At 45.7% G+C, this 17628-nt stretch carries 16 protein-coding genes; 12 read left to right on the top strand and 4 right to left on the bottom strand.

The window, feature by feature from the left end:
- Nucleotides 1-84: 84 nt before the first annotated feature.
- Nucleotides 85-3495 carry a ribonuclease E gene (gene rne / locus FS373_RS27825; protein WP_144046910.1) on the bottom strand — a complete coding sequence of 1137 codons (3411 nt, stop codon included), beginning with the start codon at nt 3493-3495 and terminating at the stop codon, nt 85-87.
- Between the two features lie 589 nt (nt 3496-4084).
- On the opposite strand from rne, the gene rluC reads away from it, so the two are divergent.
- A complete protein-coding gene (rluC, locus tag FS373_RS27830) occupies nt 4085-5044 on the top strand; it encodes a 23S rRNA pseudouridine(955/2504/2580) synthase RluC (RefSeq protein ID WP_144046909.1) in 960 nt (319 codons plus the stop codon).
- The gene (locus FS373_RS27835) at nt 5041-5691 is read left to right on the top strand and encodes an HAD-IA family hydrolase (protein ID WP_144046908.1); all 651 of its coding nucleotides are present in this window, start codon (nt 5041-5043) and stop codon (nt 5689-5691) included. The genes rluC and FS373_RS27835 overlap by 4 nt, the downstream gene beginning before the upstream one ends.
- Before the next feature lie 76 nt (nt 5692-5767).
- Here the strand turns inward: FS373_RS27835 and FS373_RS27840 are convergent, their stop codons facing one another.
- Together FS373_RS27840 and FS373_RS27845 are read right to left on the bottom strand one after the other, a co-directional pair.
- The gene (locus FS373_RS27840) at nt 5768-7123 is read right to left on the bottom strand and encodes a GGDEF domain-containing protein (RefSeq protein WP_144046907.1); all 1356 of its coding nucleotides are present in this window, start codon (nt 7121-7123) and stop codon (nt 5768-5770) included.
- Nucleotides 7124-7430: 307 nt separating this feature from the next.
- Entirely contained in the window at nt 7431-8021 is a 591-nt protein-coding gene (locus FS373_RS27845) for a Maf family protein (protein WP_144046906.1), read from the bottom strand.
- Between the two features lie 327 nt (nt 8022-8348).
- On the opposite strand from FS373_RS27845, the gene yceD reads away from it, so the two are divergent.
- From yceD to FS373_RS27895, 10 genes are all read left to right on the top strand, one after another.
- A complete protein-coding gene (gene yceD / locus FS373_RS27850) occupies nt 8349-8873 on the top strand; it encodes a 23S rRNA accumulation protein YceD (protein ID WP_144046905.1) in 525 nt (174 codons plus the stop codon).
- A gap of 17 nt (nt 8874-8890) precedes the next feature.
- Nucleotides 8891-9061, top strand: coding sequence for a 50S ribosomal protein L32 (gene rpmF / locus FS373_RS27855; protein ID WP_012142966.1), 171 nt, complete (start codon nt 8891-8893; stop codon nt 9059-9061).
- 15 nt (nt 9062-9076) lie between these two features.
- Nucleotides 9077-10105, top strand: a complete 1029-nt coding sequence (plsX, locus tag FS373_RS27860) for a phosphate acyltransferase PlsX (RefSeq protein ID WP_144046904.1) — start codon at nt 9077-9079, stop codon at nt 10103-10105.
- A 10-nt stretch (nt 10106-10115) separates the two neighbouring features.
- Nucleotides 10116-11075, top strand: a complete 960-nt coding sequence (locus tag FS373_RS27865) for a beta-ketoacyl-ACP synthase III (protein ID WP_152831084.1) — start codon at nt 10116-10118, stop codon at nt 11073-11075.
- A 72-nt stretch (nt 11076-11147) separates the two neighbouring features.
- Entirely contained in the window at nt 11148-12074 is a 927-nt protein-coding gene (gene fabD, locus FS373_RS27870; RefSeq protein WP_152831086.1) for an ACP S-malonyltransferase, read from the top strand.
- 9 nt (nt 12075-12083) lie between these two features.
- Nucleotides 12084-12830, top strand: a complete 747-nt coding sequence (gene fabG / locus FS373_RS27875; protein WP_144046902.1) for a 3-oxoacyl-ACP reductase FabG — start codon at nt 12084-12086, stop codon at nt 12828-12830.
- Nucleotides 12831-13100: 270 nt separating this feature from the next.
- On the top strand, nt 13101-13334 hold the full coding sequence (gene acpP, locus FS373_RS27880; protein WP_112353023.1) for an acyl carrier protein: 234 nt from the start codon (nt 13101-13103) through the stop codon (nt 13332-13334).
- 172 nt (nt 13335-13506) lie between these two features.
- A complete protein-coding gene (gene fabF, locus FS373_RS27885; RefSeq protein WP_144046901.1) occupies nt 13507-14745 on the top strand; it encodes a beta-ketoacyl-ACP synthase II in 1239 nt (412 codons plus the stop codon).
- Between the two features lie 228 nt (nt 14746-14973).
- Complete coding sequence (locus FS373_RS27890) at nt 14974-15342, top strand: hypothetical protein (protein WP_144046900.1); 369 nt, start codon at nt 14974-14976, stop codon at nt 15340-15342.
- Between the two features lie 104 nt (nt 15343-15446).
- Nucleotides 15447-15926, top strand: coding sequence for an acyl-CoA thioesterase (locus FS373_RS27895; protein WP_144046899.1), 480 nt, complete (start codon nt 15447-15449; stop codon nt 15924-15926).
- An 850-nt stretch (nt 15927-16776) separates the two neighbouring features.
- Here FS373_RS27895 and FS373_RS27900 read toward each other — a convergent pair.
- Nucleotides 16777-17553 carry a diguanylate cyclase gene (locus tag FS373_RS27900; protein ID WP_322619576.1) on the bottom strand — a complete coding sequence of 259 codons (777 nt, stop codon included), beginning with the start codon at nt 17551-17553 and terminating at the stop codon, nt 16777-16779.
- Nucleotides 17554-17628: the final 75 nt, after the last annotated feature.

Consider the following 17628-nt stretch of genomic DNA (forward strand, 5'->3'; position numbering starts at 1 on the left):
CGAATACTAACAAATATTCCGCCTTAAGAGAATAAAAAAGCCATGCTCGAAGGCATGGCTTTTCTTTTATCGACTAATTATAGCTTATGGTCTGGCCATGTCCGAATTAGCTGAATTTGCCGTTTTCGGCTTAGCATCGGCTGGTGAAGATTCAGATGCTTCGTATTGACGCCCTTTAGGGACATCTACGTTTTCTCTCGTTTCCACCACAGGTGCGATCATGTCTGAACTCACCATAGTGCCAAAGCGACTAGCACCTCTAGGCTTAGCTAGAGTCTTCACTGGTGTTTCCACTTTAGCTTTGACTTCGGCTGTTGCTTCTGGGGCTATCTGCTGAGTCTCTACTTTAACCGGTGTCGCAGGTCTGGCTGCTGCAGCGGTTACCGTGTTAACTTCAGGCTTGGCTACGGCTTGTACAGGAGCTTCTGGTTTAGTCGGTGCCGATGCAGCCAGAGCTTCTACCTTGACTTCGACTTTAACCGGAGCCGCAGGCTTAGTTGGCACTGCTGATGCCGATTGAGCTTCAGCTTTAACTTCGACTTCCACTGGAGTCTCAGCTTTAACCGGAGCCGCAGGCTTAGTTGGCACTGCCGATGCCGATTGAGCTTCAGCCTTAACTTCGACTTTCACTTGAGTCTCAGCTTGAACCGGAGCCGCAGGCTTAGTTGGAGCTGCCGATGCCGATTGAGCTTCAGCTTTAACTTCGACCTTCACTGGAGTCTCGGCTTGAACTGGCGCTACAGGCTTAATCGGAGCTGCCGGTGCCGATTGAGCTTCAGCTTTAGCTTCGACGTGTACTGGAGCTTCAGCTTGAACTGGCGCTACTGGCTTAGTCGGTGCTGTAACAGGCGCTTCAGTTGTAGACTGGGCGCTAGCTGCAGAGACTGCTGCTTGATTCGCTTGAAATTCAACTTCAGTTTCATTAGGGATGAAGGCTGGAGTTGCATCAGCATTAGTCTCACCGTCATCTTCATCACGGCGACGACGCTGACCCGCAGCGCGAAGATGACGTGGGCTACGACGACTGCGACGCTGACCTTCACGTGGCTTATCATCAGTGGCATCAGCGTTAGCTTCAACTTCAACAGCACTAGTTTCAGTAGCACTGGCTTCGACTGAGCTTGTTTCAACTGTCACGCTATCTTGAGAAACAGTATCAAGTTTGTCGTCTTGCTGAGTTTCTGGCGTTGTAGTCTCTACTTCTGCCGTAGTGTTTTCAGCTGCTTTAGTAACTTGAACGTCATCCTTAGCTTTTATATCAGTCTTAGGCTTAGCCTTACGAGGCTGACGCTTAGGACGAGCCTGTTTATCTTCTTTAACCGAAATCGGAGCTGTTTCTACAACCACTTCAGCAGAAACTGCTTCTGTGTGTTGCTCATCAAGCTGCTGTGACTTTTCAGTTTCTATACGTACTTTCCTACGCATATTTCTACGTTGACGACGCTCTCTGGCAACTTCCTGTTTAGGAGTCGCATCAGCCGCATCAGCTGCATCAGTAGTATCAGTAACATCTGCTTGTTGACGAGTTCGAGTCGGCTTGCTGTCATGACGAGATTGACGCTTGCCTTGCTCGCCCTGATCGCCTTTATCTCTGCTTGAGCGCTCTTCATTTGAATCAGCACGCTTATTACGGCTGTGACGTGAAGTACGCTCATTCTTATCGCCTGATTGCTCCTTATCATCACGATTACGACGACTGTCGTTACGACGTGAATCATTCTTGCGAGCAGGACGACGATTGTTACGGTTCTGGCTGGGTGATTCGCTTTGCTTCTTGGGCTCTTCAGCCTTTGGTTCAGCTTTGAACAGTCCACCAATAGCGGTGAAAAACTTAGCGATTAGACCAGGTTCTTCAGTTGCCTTAGGGGCTGTTGCTGCCTTGGCTTTAGGTTCAGGCGCTTTTACTGGCGCAGTGAATCCTTTTATTGCGGGCTCAGGAGTCGCTGCACGCTCAAGCTTACGGGGCTCATACAAATTGGATACAGGCTGCTCCAGCAGTTTATAACTGGCTTCGCTTATCTGATCGTCTTTGCGATGACGTGAGACTCGGTAATCTGGCGTAGACATATTTGGATCTGGGATCACATAGACTTCTACATCATGACGTTGCTCAGTGATGCGAATGGCTTTTCGTTTCTCGTTGAGTAGGAAAGCGGCGACATCGACTGGCACAACGGCTTCGATTTGAGAGGTATTCTCTTTTATCGCTTCCTCTTCCATCAGACGCAGAATTGACAGTGCTAATGACTCAGTGCCACGAATGGTGCCTTGGCCGTGACAACGAGGACATAGATGTGCAGCAGACTCTTCCAGAGAGGGTCTAAGGCGTTGTCGTGACATTTCCATCAGACCGAAGCGAGAGATGCGTCCGAGTTGAACACGGGCTCTATCTAAGTGAACAGCATCACGCATTCTGTTCTCTACTTCACGCTGATGACGTACGGGAGTCATGTCGATGAAGTCAATAACCACGAGTCCGCCCAAGTCGCGAAGACGTAATTGACGGGCAATTTCATCTGCAGCTTCCAGGTTGGTGTTTAACGCAGTCTCTTCGATATCGCTGCCCTTAGTGGCGCGGGCTGAGTTGATATCGATTGATGTTAATGCCTCAGTGGGGTCGATAACAATCGATCCGCCAGAGGGTAAACGCACTTCACGTTGGAATGCCGATTCGATCTGTGTCTCAATCTGGAAATGAGTGAACAGAGGCACTTCTGCATCATAGTGTTTGATTCTGTCTGCAAAATCGGGGCGTACCAAAGCAACATGCTGTTTTGCTTCTTCGAAGATGCGAGGATGATCGATAAGTACTTCACCCACATCACGACGTAAATAGTCACGAATAGCACGAACGATGACGTTACTTTCTTGGTGAATGAGGAAAGGCGCGGGGCGACCAACAGACGCTTCTTTAATCGCAGTCCAATGATGCTCAAGTACTTTTAGATCCCATGCAAGTTCTGCAGAGTCTTTACCAACACCGGCTGTGCGTACAATTAAGCCCATGCCATTAGGCACGTCTAATTCAGACAAGGCCGCCTTTAGCTCAGTGCGTTCATCACCTTCGATACGGCGAGAGATGCCACCGGCGCGAGGGTTATTTGGCATTAAGACAAGGTATGAACCCGCTAAACTGATAAAAGTCGTGAGTGCGGCGCCTTTATTGCCACGCTCCTCTTTATCAATTTGAACTATGACCTCTTGGCCCTCTTTAATCACCTCTTTAATATTGGGGCGACCTTGGAAAGAGTAACCTTTAGGGAAGTATTCTCTGGCGATCTCTTTGAGGGGCAGGAATCCATGACGGTCTGCTCCATAATCGACAAATGCCGCTTCGAGAGAGGGCTCTACACGGGTGATTTTACCCTTGTAGATATTAGCTTTCTTTTGCTCGTGACCTGGACTTTCAATATCTAGATCATATAGCTGTTGCCCATCAACTAGGGCTACGCGCAACTCTTCAGATTGAGTCGCATTAATTAACATCCGTTTCATGATGACGTGTTTCTTCTAAAATAAGGTCATCAAACGATTATTTTCGTTGCATTACGGGCCTAGCACATAATAGAGCCTCACGGCTGGTGTCTAGGCAAGGTGCGCATCTCTGTTAGACGCAATCTCTGCGTGTCGCATCCATTTATGGCTTATTTTTTAATATCTACAAAAACAAGGAATTCGTTGTAAAACGACAACTAACCCCATAAATTATTCGGTTCTTTCCGGTAATGCCAAAATCGAATTGAGATCGTTTGATGATAAGTTAAAATTAATCTTCGAATTTGGGACGCATTTCTTAGAGAAACCACCTTGTAATGTGGGTTTTCCTATCCGTTTAGTCGTTAACATACATTTTCGGTATTATATTAATAAAACGACTTGCAAATTAGCTATTTACGACAGATGGAAAATTATTTTAGTCTCTGCTTCTTGCGTAAGGGCTGGGGGTTTTATGAACACTTTATTCACTGATTATCCCCAACCGCCGATGAAATATAGCAACAATCAATAAATTCAGCAAATGGAAAGGCATAAAATTCTTGTTACTTGATGTACAATGCGCTCCCAGATGTAGATAAGGCCCACCATGAATACCGAAGCACCTAAACCAAAAGTTCAATTAGTCACTATCGATGAAGACCATCTTGGGCAGAGAATTGATAATTATTTAATGACAAAATTAAAAGGTGTCCCTAAGAGTATGATCTATCGGATCGTGCGAAAGGGGGAGGTCAGGGTAAACAAGAAGCGCATCAAGCCTGAGTACAAGTTACAAGACGGTGATATCGTGCGCATCCCACCGGTAAGAGTGTCCGATAAATCTGAACGTCCGGGACCTTCTGCCAAATTAACTAAGGTGTCGCAACTCGAAGATCGGATCGTATTCGAAGATAAATCAATTATAGTGCTCAATAAACCTTCCGGCATCGCGGTCCATGGTGGTAGTGGTGTCGATTTTGGTGTGATAGAAGCCATGCGCGCTTTGAGACCGACTCAGAAGTTTCTCGAATTGGTGCATCGTCTCGATAAAGATACATCTGGGGTATTGCTGATTGCCAAGAAACGCAGTGCGTTAAGACACCTGCATGATCAACTCAGATTTAAAAAGATGCAAAAGGACTACCAGGCCTTAGTCAAAGGCACTTGGCAAGCGCGTGATAAGGTGATTAAAGCGCCGTTACTCAAGTTAACTCTGAAATCAGGTGAGCGAATTGTTCGGGTTAATCAAGAGGGAAAGGAGTGTGAGACTCGCTTCAAAATCTTACAACGTTATCAAGGTGCGACACTCGTTCAAGCCAGTCCGGTAACAGGCAGAACGCATCAAATCCGCGTGCATTGTCAGTATGCTGGCCATCCCATCGCCTGTGATGACAAATACAGTGAGCAAAGATTTGATGACACCATGCGTGTCCACGGCTTGAATCGTTTATTCCTACATGCAGCTCAGCTCAGGTTTACTCATCCTGGCACAGAGGAGATCATGATAGTCCAAGCGCCTCTGGATCCGGTATTGACTCAAACGTTAGATAAGTTGGTGAAAGCATGAAGCAGTATGAACTGGTGATCTTTGACTGGGATGGCACCCTGATGGACTCAGTCGGCAAGATTGTGGCCTGTATGCAGGAATCTGCTCTGACCTTGAATATGCTTATGCCAACGGAGCAAGCGGTACGCGATATTATCGGCTTATCTATGGATGAAGCACTCAGTATTCTTCATCCCGATGCCAGCGCCCTGTTACAAGGCGAAATGAAAGAGGTCTATCGTCAGCAATATTTACAGCTGAATCAGACTCCGAGCCCTTTGTTTGATGGTGTCGAAGACTTGCTCACGACTTTGAATGGCCGAGGCTATAAATTGGCCGTGGCCACAGGAAAGGCGCGAGCTGGACTCAACCGAGTGTTAATCGCAACGGAGCTTGGTGGATATTTTGTGGCAAGTCGGTGTGCAGACGAAGCCGCAAGTAAGCCTAGCCCCGAGATGATCTTGCAGTTATTGAATGAACTCGATGTCTCACCGGATAAGGCTGTGATGATTGGCGATTCAATTCATGATCTTAATATGGCAAATAATGCGGGGATCCATGCCATAGGCGTGGACTATGGTGCCCATGATAAAGATAAATTGAGCCAAGCCAAGCCTAAGGTTGTGATCAGTTCACCGATGGAGTTGCTCGAACACCTGACCTCATAGTGATTTACATCTAAGTCTGGCCTCCGGGAGTCTGTTAGCAGACAGCTCCGTTATTTTATGAGACGAAATTGCGGAGTCATTGGATCTTCTTATTATCGTACATATCTTTATCGGCCTGAGATATGATAGAGGACAAGTCCATATTGAACTCTTCAACCACATAGTGTCCTACATTGGCCGATATGGGTAAGCTATGGCCCTCGATATCTATCGTCATTTTCAAATCACTCAAAAACTGTTTACAACGAGATTCTAACTTGTCCCTATAGTTAGCCTTGCTAGCGCCATAGTCCAGACTGGTCAGGACTATAAACTCATCACCTCCAATTCTTGCGACCAACTCCTGTGTACTTGCGGCCTGTTTAATGCGTTTCGCGACGTCATTAAGAATTCTATCACCCAGGTGGTGACCATAGGTATCGTTTATCTGCCTGAAGCCATCCAGATCGAGATAGATCACCGCCAGCTGTAGCTGACCCTTCTGTTGCGCCAGTAATTTCTGTTCCATCTGCTCAAACAGGGCTCTGCGATTGAGTAAACCAGTTAAGGGGTCGTGATTGGCGTAATGTGCTATCTTTTCATTGGCATGGTGAAGATCTGTGATGTTATGTGCCGAGACGATAACGCCGAGGACCTCACCTTTCTCATTAAAATAGGGATTATGGTGAATATTGAGATAAATGGGCTCTGAGAGGTGAGGGGGATGGATCCAGCTCTGTGCCGTTATGGTTTCACCTTTAAGTGTCCTATCCAATAAGGGCTTTAAATGATCGTTAAATATCGCTTCTCCGTGGACCTCTGCAACAGATTTTCCTATGAGAGACTTGGCTGTTTGGTTAAAGACTTTTTCATACCCTTTCGAAATGACTCGATATTGATAGTTTCGATCCACGAATGACATCAACTGTTCTGTGTGGGCAATCATCTGTTTGTGCAGGTCCAGCTCACGGGAAATGAGCAATCTTTTATATTCGATGCCAATCCTTTGGGCGAGTAACCTGAAAAACTCTCTGGATTTCATCGTCTCTGTTTGTGGCAACGTGTCCATAACGAGTATATGGCCAATCGGAGAGCCATCGTCGTTGAGGATTAATTCGGCTTGATAACTGTTGGCTCCGAGATTCTTTATTAAGGAGAAGTTTGGGAATGTTTTTTGTAGCTCTGAAGGGTAAAGTATGTGGCAATTGGGATACTTGAGCTGGTAGATGGACTCACAGGGAGAACCTTTGAGATCAAACTCGAATCCCGGGACATTATGTTTTAAATCACAAAAAGCCACGATCTCCATGATGCCGTCTTTATGTGAAGGCCGTCCAAATGCGGCCCAGCGACATTGAGTGACGAGCGCGAGAGCCTTGAGGGCGCGTTGGAAAAAACGTTCATCCGTGCACGGCGCGGCTAATAGCGCGAGCGCTTCTTCAATATCAGTCATTAGCGATTCCCACAAAATATAACCAGTAAGTCAGACCTCCTTGTCGACTCAAAGTCAAATGTCCGAGTACGTCAAGGTACTCGATACTGATTCTCATTATTAATAGAGGTTAAGTGTAGTGGCTATCTGGTTGAGCGTGAGTAAACTGACCGTATTTCATACTTCCAGGGCAAAATTGGGCGAGTGTTCACTACTTTAATATCAGTTTCCGGCCAGTTATCATGCTTTTCTTAACCACAGAGAAGATGATTAATACTAAATAACTAAGTTTTACATGATAAGTTCATGCCTTGGTATTCATTTGGAACTATCTCAGGGCTAAAACGTCGTAGCCTTGCCTGGCAAGCATCTCGGTGAGTGCGATCAAGGGGAGCCCGATTAAAGTGTTGGGATCTTTTCCCTCTAATCGCTCAAACAGGGCAATGCCCAGCCCTTCACATTTGAAACTACCTGCACAGTAATATGGCTGCTCTCTCGATAGGTAATGTTCGATCTGCAGTTGAGATAAGTGTTTGAAGTGGACGTTGAAGGTTTCACACAGGCTTTCGTTTTGACCCGAAGCAATATTATGCAGTGAAATGCCAGTGTAAAAGGTGATGATTTTACCCGATGAAGCCGTCAGCTGTTTCACTGCGGTCTCGTGGTTTAAAGGCTTGCCTATTATCTTACCATCGATGACCGCGACTTGATCTGAGCCAATGACCAGGCCTTCAGGATATTGCTGCGCACCGGCTTTAGCCTTAGCTTCGGCTAACCTTACTACCAGATCTGCAGGCGACTCATCGGCTAAGTGGGTTTCATCGACTCGTGGGTCACAACAAGAAAAGGGCAAGTCGAGCTTGGCTAAGATCTGTTTTCTGTATTGAGAGGTTGATGCTAAGATGATGGGTGTCGACATGATATGAATGTCCTCGAGGGGGCTGAAGATGATTTCACTGAAACGTTATTATAAGTTGTGTAAGTTCGTTATCAGTGGTTATGCTCCGGAGTTTAGCCTTGTTATTGTCCAGGTTACACGCACTTTGATAGTTTCTTCACTAAAATGGGTGTGAACGTTGCTATTTTGAGCATGAAACACTTGAGTAAATTGGGCAGCTTGGGTAAAATTTCTAATCCATCAATTTTTGTTTTCAGAGTTAAAACGAGTAAATGATTTCCCTCTTCTTTATTAAGATGGGAAATTTCCTTTGACTCTGAGGATTTCAAACTATAGTATGCGCGCCTTATGCAAACAGTAAAGATACCGGTTTCAATCGATCCAATACGTGCGGCCTCGAGTCAGCTTTCTTTTGAAGGCCTGATCCCGGGTAAGCAATTAAAACGGTTGAATGAGTTAAGTGCCGGCGACTGTTCCGATGTGACAGTGTCGTTACAATGTGGTGAAGATTTACAGGGGATAGTCTACCTTAACGGGAAGGCTGTGACGGAGCTCACTCTGATATGTCAACGCTGCATGACGCTATTTACCACAGAGGTTACGGTCGACTTTAGCTTCAGTCCCTGCGGGAATGAAGCCGAAATCGATGAGCTCCCGGATGCGTATGACCCTATTGAGAGTAATGAAATAGGCGAGGTTCGTCTGCATCAATTGATTGAAGATGAATTGATAGTCGCTATGCCTTTAATCCCTATGCATGTCAGCGAAAGTTGCGGTCAGGGAGATCAAGATATAGTAGTAGGCGAGATTGAACCTTCTCAAGAGGAGCGTCCAAATCCGTTTGCAGTGTTAGAAAAACTGAAGAGCAAGTAACCCAGGAGACAGGTCAAATGGCTGTACAAAAGAACAAAAAATCTCGTTCAAAGCGCGGAATGCGTCGTTCACATGATTCATTGAGCACTCCTCAATTATCAGTAGACTCAACGAGTGGTGAACTACACCTACGTCACAACGTGACTGCGGATGGTTTTTACCGTGGTCAGAAGGTTATCAACAAGTAATTTGTTGCTTACTAAATGACTAATCTGACGCTCGCGTTAGATGCGATGGGGGGCGATCATGGCCCCCACATCACAGTGCCTGCAACCCTGCAGGCGCTTCGTTTATCTTCCTTTCTTCGTATTATCCTCGTGGGTAATGAAGCCGAAATCACGCCTTATCTTTCTCAAGCAAAGCACAGTGTTCGATCGCGAATAGAGATCTTGCATACGACCGAAGTCGTTAGCATGTCAGACAGACCCGTTCATGCGCTGAGAAACCGCAAACAAAGTTCGATGAGGTTAGCCATAGAGCTGGTTCGTGATGGCAAGGCTGACGCCTGTTTGAGTGCGGGTAATACCGGTGCTTTGATGGCTATGTCTAAGGTTCTGCTAAAAACGCTACCTGGAATAGACAGACCAGCGCTTGTGAGTTGTCTTCCTGCCGTGAATGAGACCCCAGTCTACTTACTCGATCTCGGTGCCAATGTCTCATGCTGCTCGGAAACCTTGTTTCAATTCGCTGTAATGGGCTCGGTATTATGCGAAGCCGTAGATAAGAATCCTTCACCTAAGGTGGCATTACTCAATGTTGGTATCGAAGAGATCAAAGGTAATGATCAGGTTCAGCAGGCAGGCCGACTTTTACAGCAGAGCCCTCAACTCAATTATGTCGGCTTTATCGAAGGTAATGACCTCTTTTCGGGGAATGTCGATGTCATCGTTTGCGATGGTTTCGTAGGAAATATCACTCTAAAAACTTCAGAAGGTATTGCCAGGTTACTGGTAGACCAATTAAAAAAAGGCCTGAAACAAGGCTTCTTTGTTCGATTAATGGCCAAATTAATCACGCCTCGTATCAATTCTGTACTGAATCAGATGAACCCCGACCACTACAATGGTGCAAGTTTGATAGGATTGCGCGGAATCGTAGTAAAAAGTCATGGAAGCGCTGATGAGTCTGCTTATTTACAAGCGATTAATCTGGCAGTGACCGAGGCACAACGTCGACTCCCTCAGATGATTGAAGAACGTCTAGAGTCGATTCTTTTAGACATTAATAGCTGATATCTCCTTTATGCATACAAAAATTCTTGGAACTGGTAGTTATCTACCAGAACAGGTGCGTAGCAATTCTGATCTGGAAAAAATGGTTGAAACCACAGATCAGTGGATTGTTGAACGCACAGGTATTTCAGAGCGTAGAATCGCCGCCCCAAACGAGACTGTGTCTACTATGGGCTACCAAGCTGCACTTAAAGCCCTGGAAATGGCTGGGGTAGACGCATCTGAACTCGATATGATCGTGTGTGGTACGACGAGTGCCAGTAACGCATTTCCCGCAGCGGCCTGTGAAATTCAGGCTATGCTGGGGGTTAATACTATTCCAGCATTCGATATTGCCGCCGCATGTTCAGGCTTCGTTTATGCGCTTTCTATTGCCGACCAATATGTTAAATCCGGTGCCGCTAAGAAAGTCTTAGTTATCGGTGCGGACGTGTTATCACGTCTGTGTGAACCCGATGACCGCAGCACTATTATCTTATTCGGTGATGGTGCAGGGGCCGCCGTGATAGGTGCTTCGAACGAGCCGGGTATCATTTCTACTCATATCTATGCCGATGGCAGTCAAGGCGATCTACTTAAATGCTCTTTTCCGCCGCGCCCGGGTGAATCTTCTGCAGCCATGGGATATATGACCATGAAAGGCAATGATGTTTTTAAGGTCGCAGTGACTAAGCTTGCCCATGTGGTCACAGAAACCTTAAGGATTAATCAGATTGATAAGTCTGAAATTGACTGGTTGGTTCCTCATCAAGCAAACTTCAGGATCATCAAGGCCACGGCGAAGAAGCTCAATATGAGTTTGGATAAAGTGGTATTGACCTTAGCAAAGCATGGTAATACGTCAGCAGCCTCCGTTCCTATCGCGTTGGATGAAGCCGTTCGTGATGGTCGAATCGAGCGCGGTCAGCTTATCTTGCTCGAAGCATTTGGTGCTGGCTTTGCGTGGGGCAGTGCACTGGTCCGTTTTTAATCTTGTTTAAGCAGGCGGGTAAAGCCTGTTTTAAACATCAAGATGTTTTATGAATTGTCATAGGTAAATATTATGGAAAATTCTGCTTTCGTTTTTCCTGGTCAAGGCTCTCAGGCCATTGGCATGTTGGCCGAACTTGCTGTCGAGCACGATATCATCGCTCAAACTTTTTCTCAGGCAAGTGATGCACTAGGTTATGATCTGTGGGAGCTGGTGCAGCAAGGCCCAGTTGAAACGCTTAATCAAACGGATAAGACTCAGCCTGCACTGTTGACCGCAAGCGTGGCTATTTGGCGTGTTTATCAAGCCAGTGGCAAGACTCTGCCTAAGATAATGGCGGGTCACAGCTTAGGTGAATATTCGGCCTTGGTGTGCGCAGGCGTGATGGATTTTATCGATGCAGTAAAGCTGGTCGAACTTCGTGGACAACTCATGCAGCAAGCGGTTCCAGCAGGTACTGGTGCAATGTTTGCCATTATCGGTCTGGATAATGATGCCATCGCTAAGGCGTGTGAAGAGGGAGCCGAAGGTGAAGTCGTCAGTCCGGTCAATTATAACAGCCCGGGTCAGGTCGTCATCGCCGGCAGCAAGGCCGCGGTTGAACGCGCCGCCGCCTTATGTAAGGAGGCGGGGGCTAAGATGGTTATTGCACTGCCTGTCAGTGTACCGTCACATTGCGAATTGATGCGTCCTGCTGCTGAAAAATTGGCTGTAGCGCTTGAGAGCATAGAGTTTAAAACACCACAAATAACCGTCATTAATAATGTTGATGTAGCAAGCCCTGAGTCTGCTGCAGAGATCAAGGATGCCTTGGTCCGTCAGCTCTATTGCCCTGTACTTTGGTCTGATACGGTGAAAGCCATCTCGGAGCAAGGCGTAACAAGTTTGTTTGAAATGGGGCCCGGCAAAGTATTAACCGGTTTAGCGAAGCGTATCGATCGTTCGCTAACTGCGAAAGTGGTCAACGATGTGGCATCACTTGCTGCACTGACCGAATAGGAGATTGTAATGAGTGTAACAATAGATTTATCTGGAAAAGTTGCCTTGGTTACTGGCGCGAGTCGTGGTATTGGCCGCGCCGTTGCTGAAACGTTGATATCTGCTGGTGCAACCGTTATCGGTACCGCGACCAGCGAGCGTGGTGCTGCGGCAATTCAAGAGTATCTGGGTGACAATGGTTTTGGTTTGGTACTTAATGTCACGGACAAAGATTCTGTCGCTGAATTATTCTCTACCATTAAAGAGAAAGTTGGTGATGTCAATATTCTGGTCAATAACGCCGGTATCACCCGTGACAACCTGCTGATGCGTATGAAGGAAGATGAGTGGGGAGATATCATAGATACTAACCTGACTTCGATATTCAGAACGTCTAAAGCAGTGATGCGATCCATGATGAAAAAGCGTAATGGGCGTATCATCAATATCGGCTCTGTCGTAGGCTCCATGGGCAACCCAGGTCAAACAAACTATTGCGCTGCGAAAGCGGGTTTACTTGGATTTACAAAATCTCTTGCAAAGGAGGTTGCATCTCGTCAAATAACAGTGAATGCTATTGCTCCTGGATTTATCCAGACTGATATGACCGATGAGCTGACTGAAGAGCAGCAACAAGGTATTATGTCGCAGGTGCCTATGGCGCGACTCGGACAAGCACAAGAGATAGCGAATGCCGTGCTTTTCCTAGCATCTGACTCTGCTGCTTATATCACAGGTGAGACTCTCCATGTGAATGGTGGCATGTACATGGCCTAAGGCTGTTGAGACACATTAAAATGTGCAGTATCTTGTGCGTTTTAATGAGTCTCAAATAAGATCACAGAGTTTCAGTCGTTAATTGTTACTGTGTGATGATGTATAAATTTTAGGGTATTGGCAGTTTTTTCAGCCAACTATTGATGATCGGCATCAAGATATGCATACTTTCGTGGTTAGACCACAGAAGTTAAGCTTGCATTGTTAGCCAAATTGAATAAACTACTCGCAATCTTGCGCAAGTGCGTAATTTAATAGGAAAGAAAACTAATGAGCAACATCGAAGAACGTGTAAAGAAAATCATTATTGAGCAACTAGGTGTTAAAGAAGAAGACGTTAAGTCTGCAGCATCTTTCGTTGACGACCTGGGTGCAGATTCTCTGGACACGGTTGAGTTGGTTATGGCTCTGGAAGAAGAGTTTGACACCGAGATCCCTGATGAAGAAGCTGAAAAAATCACTACTGTTCAATCAGCAATTGATTACGTTTCAAAGAATCAGTAATCCTGAATTCTAGAAAACAGGCAGCATTTATGCTGCCTGTTTTTGTTTCTGGCTATTGGAAATCGCGTGTTCCCATCACTACTACTACTTTTAATTTCTAACAGTTCAGAACTAAAATAAGATGCATGTATCCATGCTTCATTTCTATTTAACTCAGTAAAAAGGTGACAACGTGTCTAAACGTCGTGTAGTCGTAACCGGTCTAGGTTTAGTCAGTCCTGTAGGCAATACCGTAGATTCATCCTGGAAGGCATTAGTTTCAGGCCAAAGCGGAATAGCCCCAATCACTAAATTTGATGCGAGTGAATTTACCACTCGTTTCAGTGGCTCAGTCAAAGATTTCGATGTTGAGCAATATTTGACAAAGAAAGACGCTCGAAAGATGGATCTGTTTATCCAGTACGGTATGGCCGCGGGTATTCAAGCCGTTGAAGATGCAGGATTAGATATGGATAAACTCGATCCTGCTCGCGTCGGTACTGCTATCGGCGCCGGCATGGGCGGACTGAGACTCATAGAGCAAGGCCACGCAGCCTTAACTAAAGGTGGACCGCGTAAGATCTCACCTTTTTTCGTACCCAGCACCATCATCAACATGATTGCGGGTCACCTATCAATCAAGTATGGCTTGAAAGGGCCTAACTTTGCTGTGACCACAGCCTGTACGACCGGTGTACATAACATAGGTTTCGCGGCTCGTACTATTGCCTATGGTGATGCCGATATAATGGTTGCCGGTGGCGCCGAAGATGTCACTTGTCCGTTAGGAGTTGGCGGCTTCGCTTCAGCCAAGGCATTGTCGACACGCAACGATGACCCCCAAGCAGCGAGCCGCCCTTGGGATAAAGACAGAGATGGCTTCGTCATAGGTGACGGTGCCGGCATCATGGTCATGGAAGAGTATGAGCACGCTAAGGCTCGCGGTGCGACCATCTATGGCGAGCTGGTCGGTTTTGGCATGAGTGGAGATGCTTTTCATATGACATCACCGCCAGCAGATGGTTCTGGCGCAGCAGCTGCCATGGTTAACGCCATGAATGATGCCAAAATAGCCAAAGAGTTGGTTGGTTATATCAATGCTCACGGCACATCGACACCCGCAGGGGATAAAGCAGAGGCGGCAGCGGTTAAGGCTGCATTTGGTGCCCATGCTTACGATCTCACCGTCAGCTCGACTAAGTCGATGACCGGGCACCTGCTTGGTGCCGCGGGTTCAGTTGAAGCCATCATCACCTTGTTGGCGCTGAGAGATCAAGTAGTGCCACCGACATTGAACTTAGACAATCCTGATGAAGGTTGCGATCTCGATTTCGTGCCGCACACCGCGAGGGATCAGAAGTTTGAGTATGCATTATGTAATTCATTTGGCTTTGGCGGTACCAACGGCTCTTTGCTATTCAAGAGAAGCTAATTCAGTCACATGAATTGATCCTTTATAGGATTGATAACACTATTTAAAAGCGCCTGATGGCGCTTTTTTATTTTGTGCTTTCAATCGGGATTAGTATGAAAGATGTTGACAGAGGTTAAGCTTAAATTTCCGCAGGATTAAGCTTAGTTAATCATGGTAAACATCACTTGGAAGCTAAGGTGAATGGGCAGATACTTGGTTTCTGTAAACTAGTTTGTAGGACATACCATGTTAAATCTTGTCGTCGTACCCCTGATGCCACTCGTTGGCGCATTAACCGCTAACCTCAGCGAACTTATTCGTGGTGAGAATAAGTCATTCTTACCAAATCTGGATGTTGGCATTAAGACCTTTTCTTTAGCCGCCGCTGGCTTCACCGTCGTCTGGTTTGCCTTATTAGTGACGGCTATTTTTACCGGTGGAGATACCGATACTATTGCGGGTGTCGAAGTGCTGATGCTATTCCTGGCAGGTTTTGGTTTACACTCATGGCTCAAGGGTTCGCGGGTGTTCAGTTCTGGGGTTCAGCTTTGGACCTATCGTCTGGCTATTCCTTTGATTCTCGCGGCTTGTGTATTAGTGACTAAACTTGGATAATTTCCTTATCTGTTTGATTTAAGCTCAAATCATAGACTTTACTAGTACTCTAAGCAGACTTTTTGACGTACACTTATTTTAAAGAAAATTGATTCGAGAAAGCTATGGCTGGTAAAGAGAGAGAGATAACCTTAAGGTTTCTTGCAGAGCCTGCAGATGTAAACTTTGGTGGTAAAGTCCATGGTGGGGCCGTAATGAAATGGATCGATCTGGCCGCTTACGCTTGTGCTGCCGGTTGGAGTGGTAAATATTGCATCACGGCTTACGCTGGCGGGATCCGCTTCGTGAAACCTATCCAGGTTGGTAATATTGTAGAAACCAGCGCTAAAGTGATCTACACCGGACGCTCATCCATGCATTTAGGCATAGACGTCAGAGCGGGCGATCCTAAGAACCCTGAGCGGCACTTGACCACACATTGTATCGTGATCATGGTGGCAGTGGATGATTCAGGCAATCCGACAGAAGTCCCTGAATGGGTGCCAGAGAGCGAGCAGGACATCAAGTTACGTGACTCTGCCATTCGTTTGATGGAGATGCGCAAGAAAATTGGCGCCGAGATGGAAGCGCACGTGACGACATAGAATATTTGATTAAAACAGGCACCTTGGGGTGCATTGAATGTGATTGTAACCATTTGATATTTAGTTGATTTTTAAATTTGTTGACCACGAAAAGATCACACCTAACCGTTAGAAAATTAAAAAGCCGCATTGAATGCGGCTTTTTAATTGTTTCAGGTCAACCATTAGAACATGCGTAAACGGATGATCTCATTTGTCTCCATCACTTTCTGGGTTCACTCTTAAGCTTGGTTAAATTGCGGCTAAGGTCTTACAGCCTTGCGCTGGCTCTGTTGCAAAGGTTGGTCCTAACCCGAAAGTACTCCGGTGACCTGGCTAGTTATTAATAAGTTACCAGTGAGCGAGTCACTAGGCGGCTCTTCCTCCTATTCTTTGAGCATAAACAGGCTTTGAAGTGTAAAAACATGTGCATAATATTTTTAATATTGGCATTAAGTTGTCTCTATCTCTTTGAATACTCGTACTGGAGTTGATGAGCCTTTTCAATATTGATGGCGGAGGAGCAGCAGAGAGTTTGTAATTAAGAGCTTACGAAAAAAAACACTAAGCTGGGTGAGCAACTTAGCGGAATAGAGATAGCAATGATTGTAGTTTTTAAACTAAAAAAGCACGGTCAATGCCGACCCTGTAGCATATGGGTACAGGGATTCAGTCATATCAGGAAAGGGATTACTATTGATCACATTTGTCAATATCTATATATCGTGAACCTATTGTCATTACGCAAGTGTCATTCAATGCAGCGATGGGTCAATAATATTTATTCTTAGCTGTTACAATACAATTCCTTCCCTCTTCTTTAGCAAAGTATAAAGCCTCATCAGCACGAGCAAGGAGTTGTTCGAAACTTTCATATCATTTGATATTCTGCAATACCAAAACTGGCTGTAATAAAGATACCTTCAGGAACTGATGCTTCAATCTGCTGCCTAACTTGTTCTGCTTTATCTTTGGCGCAGTTATCGAGTAATACCACAAACTCTTCTCCACCATAGCGGGCCACAATATCTTCTTTTCGATTGATAGCAGACAAAACTTTGGCAACACTCTTAAGTACCGCGTCTCCAGATTGATGCCCAAACCGGTCATTCACTTTTTTAAAGTGATCAATATCTATCATCATCAACGACAAGATGCCATTATGGCGAGAAACTTGTGCTATCTTCTTATTGGCTACTTCAATAAGAAAATGTCGATTAAATAATCCAGTAAGTTGATCATGTAAAGCCATGCACCTTAGCTTATCACGTTGCCGTTTCAAGATTATTTGTGTCCTGACTCTAGCAAGCACTATCCCGGGGCGTATAGGTTTAGTGATATAATCAACGGCACCGAGTTGTAGACCCAATTCCTCCTGCTCACTACTTTTTCCCGTCACGAAGATAATTGGAATATTCTGGGTAACTGGATTTTCTTTTAAGTGTCGACAAACATCATAACCATCCATATCTGGCATAACGACATCCAGCAGGATCAAATCGGGTATCGGCTTTGTTTCGGCTAATTCTAAACAACGCTGGCCGTTCATGGCGAATTTCAAGTGATAATGGTGTTGTAAACACGCAGCCAACACGGCAATATTAGTACTGGTATCATCAACTATAAGAATCGTTCCTTGATTATCCATAAAGATAAATTGTCCCTATTTTACAAATCAGCGGTTTATTCCCAAACATCCAGCTTAATGAAGAGATATGCCTAC

This window comes from Shewanella sp. YLB-07 (assembly GCF_009377275.1).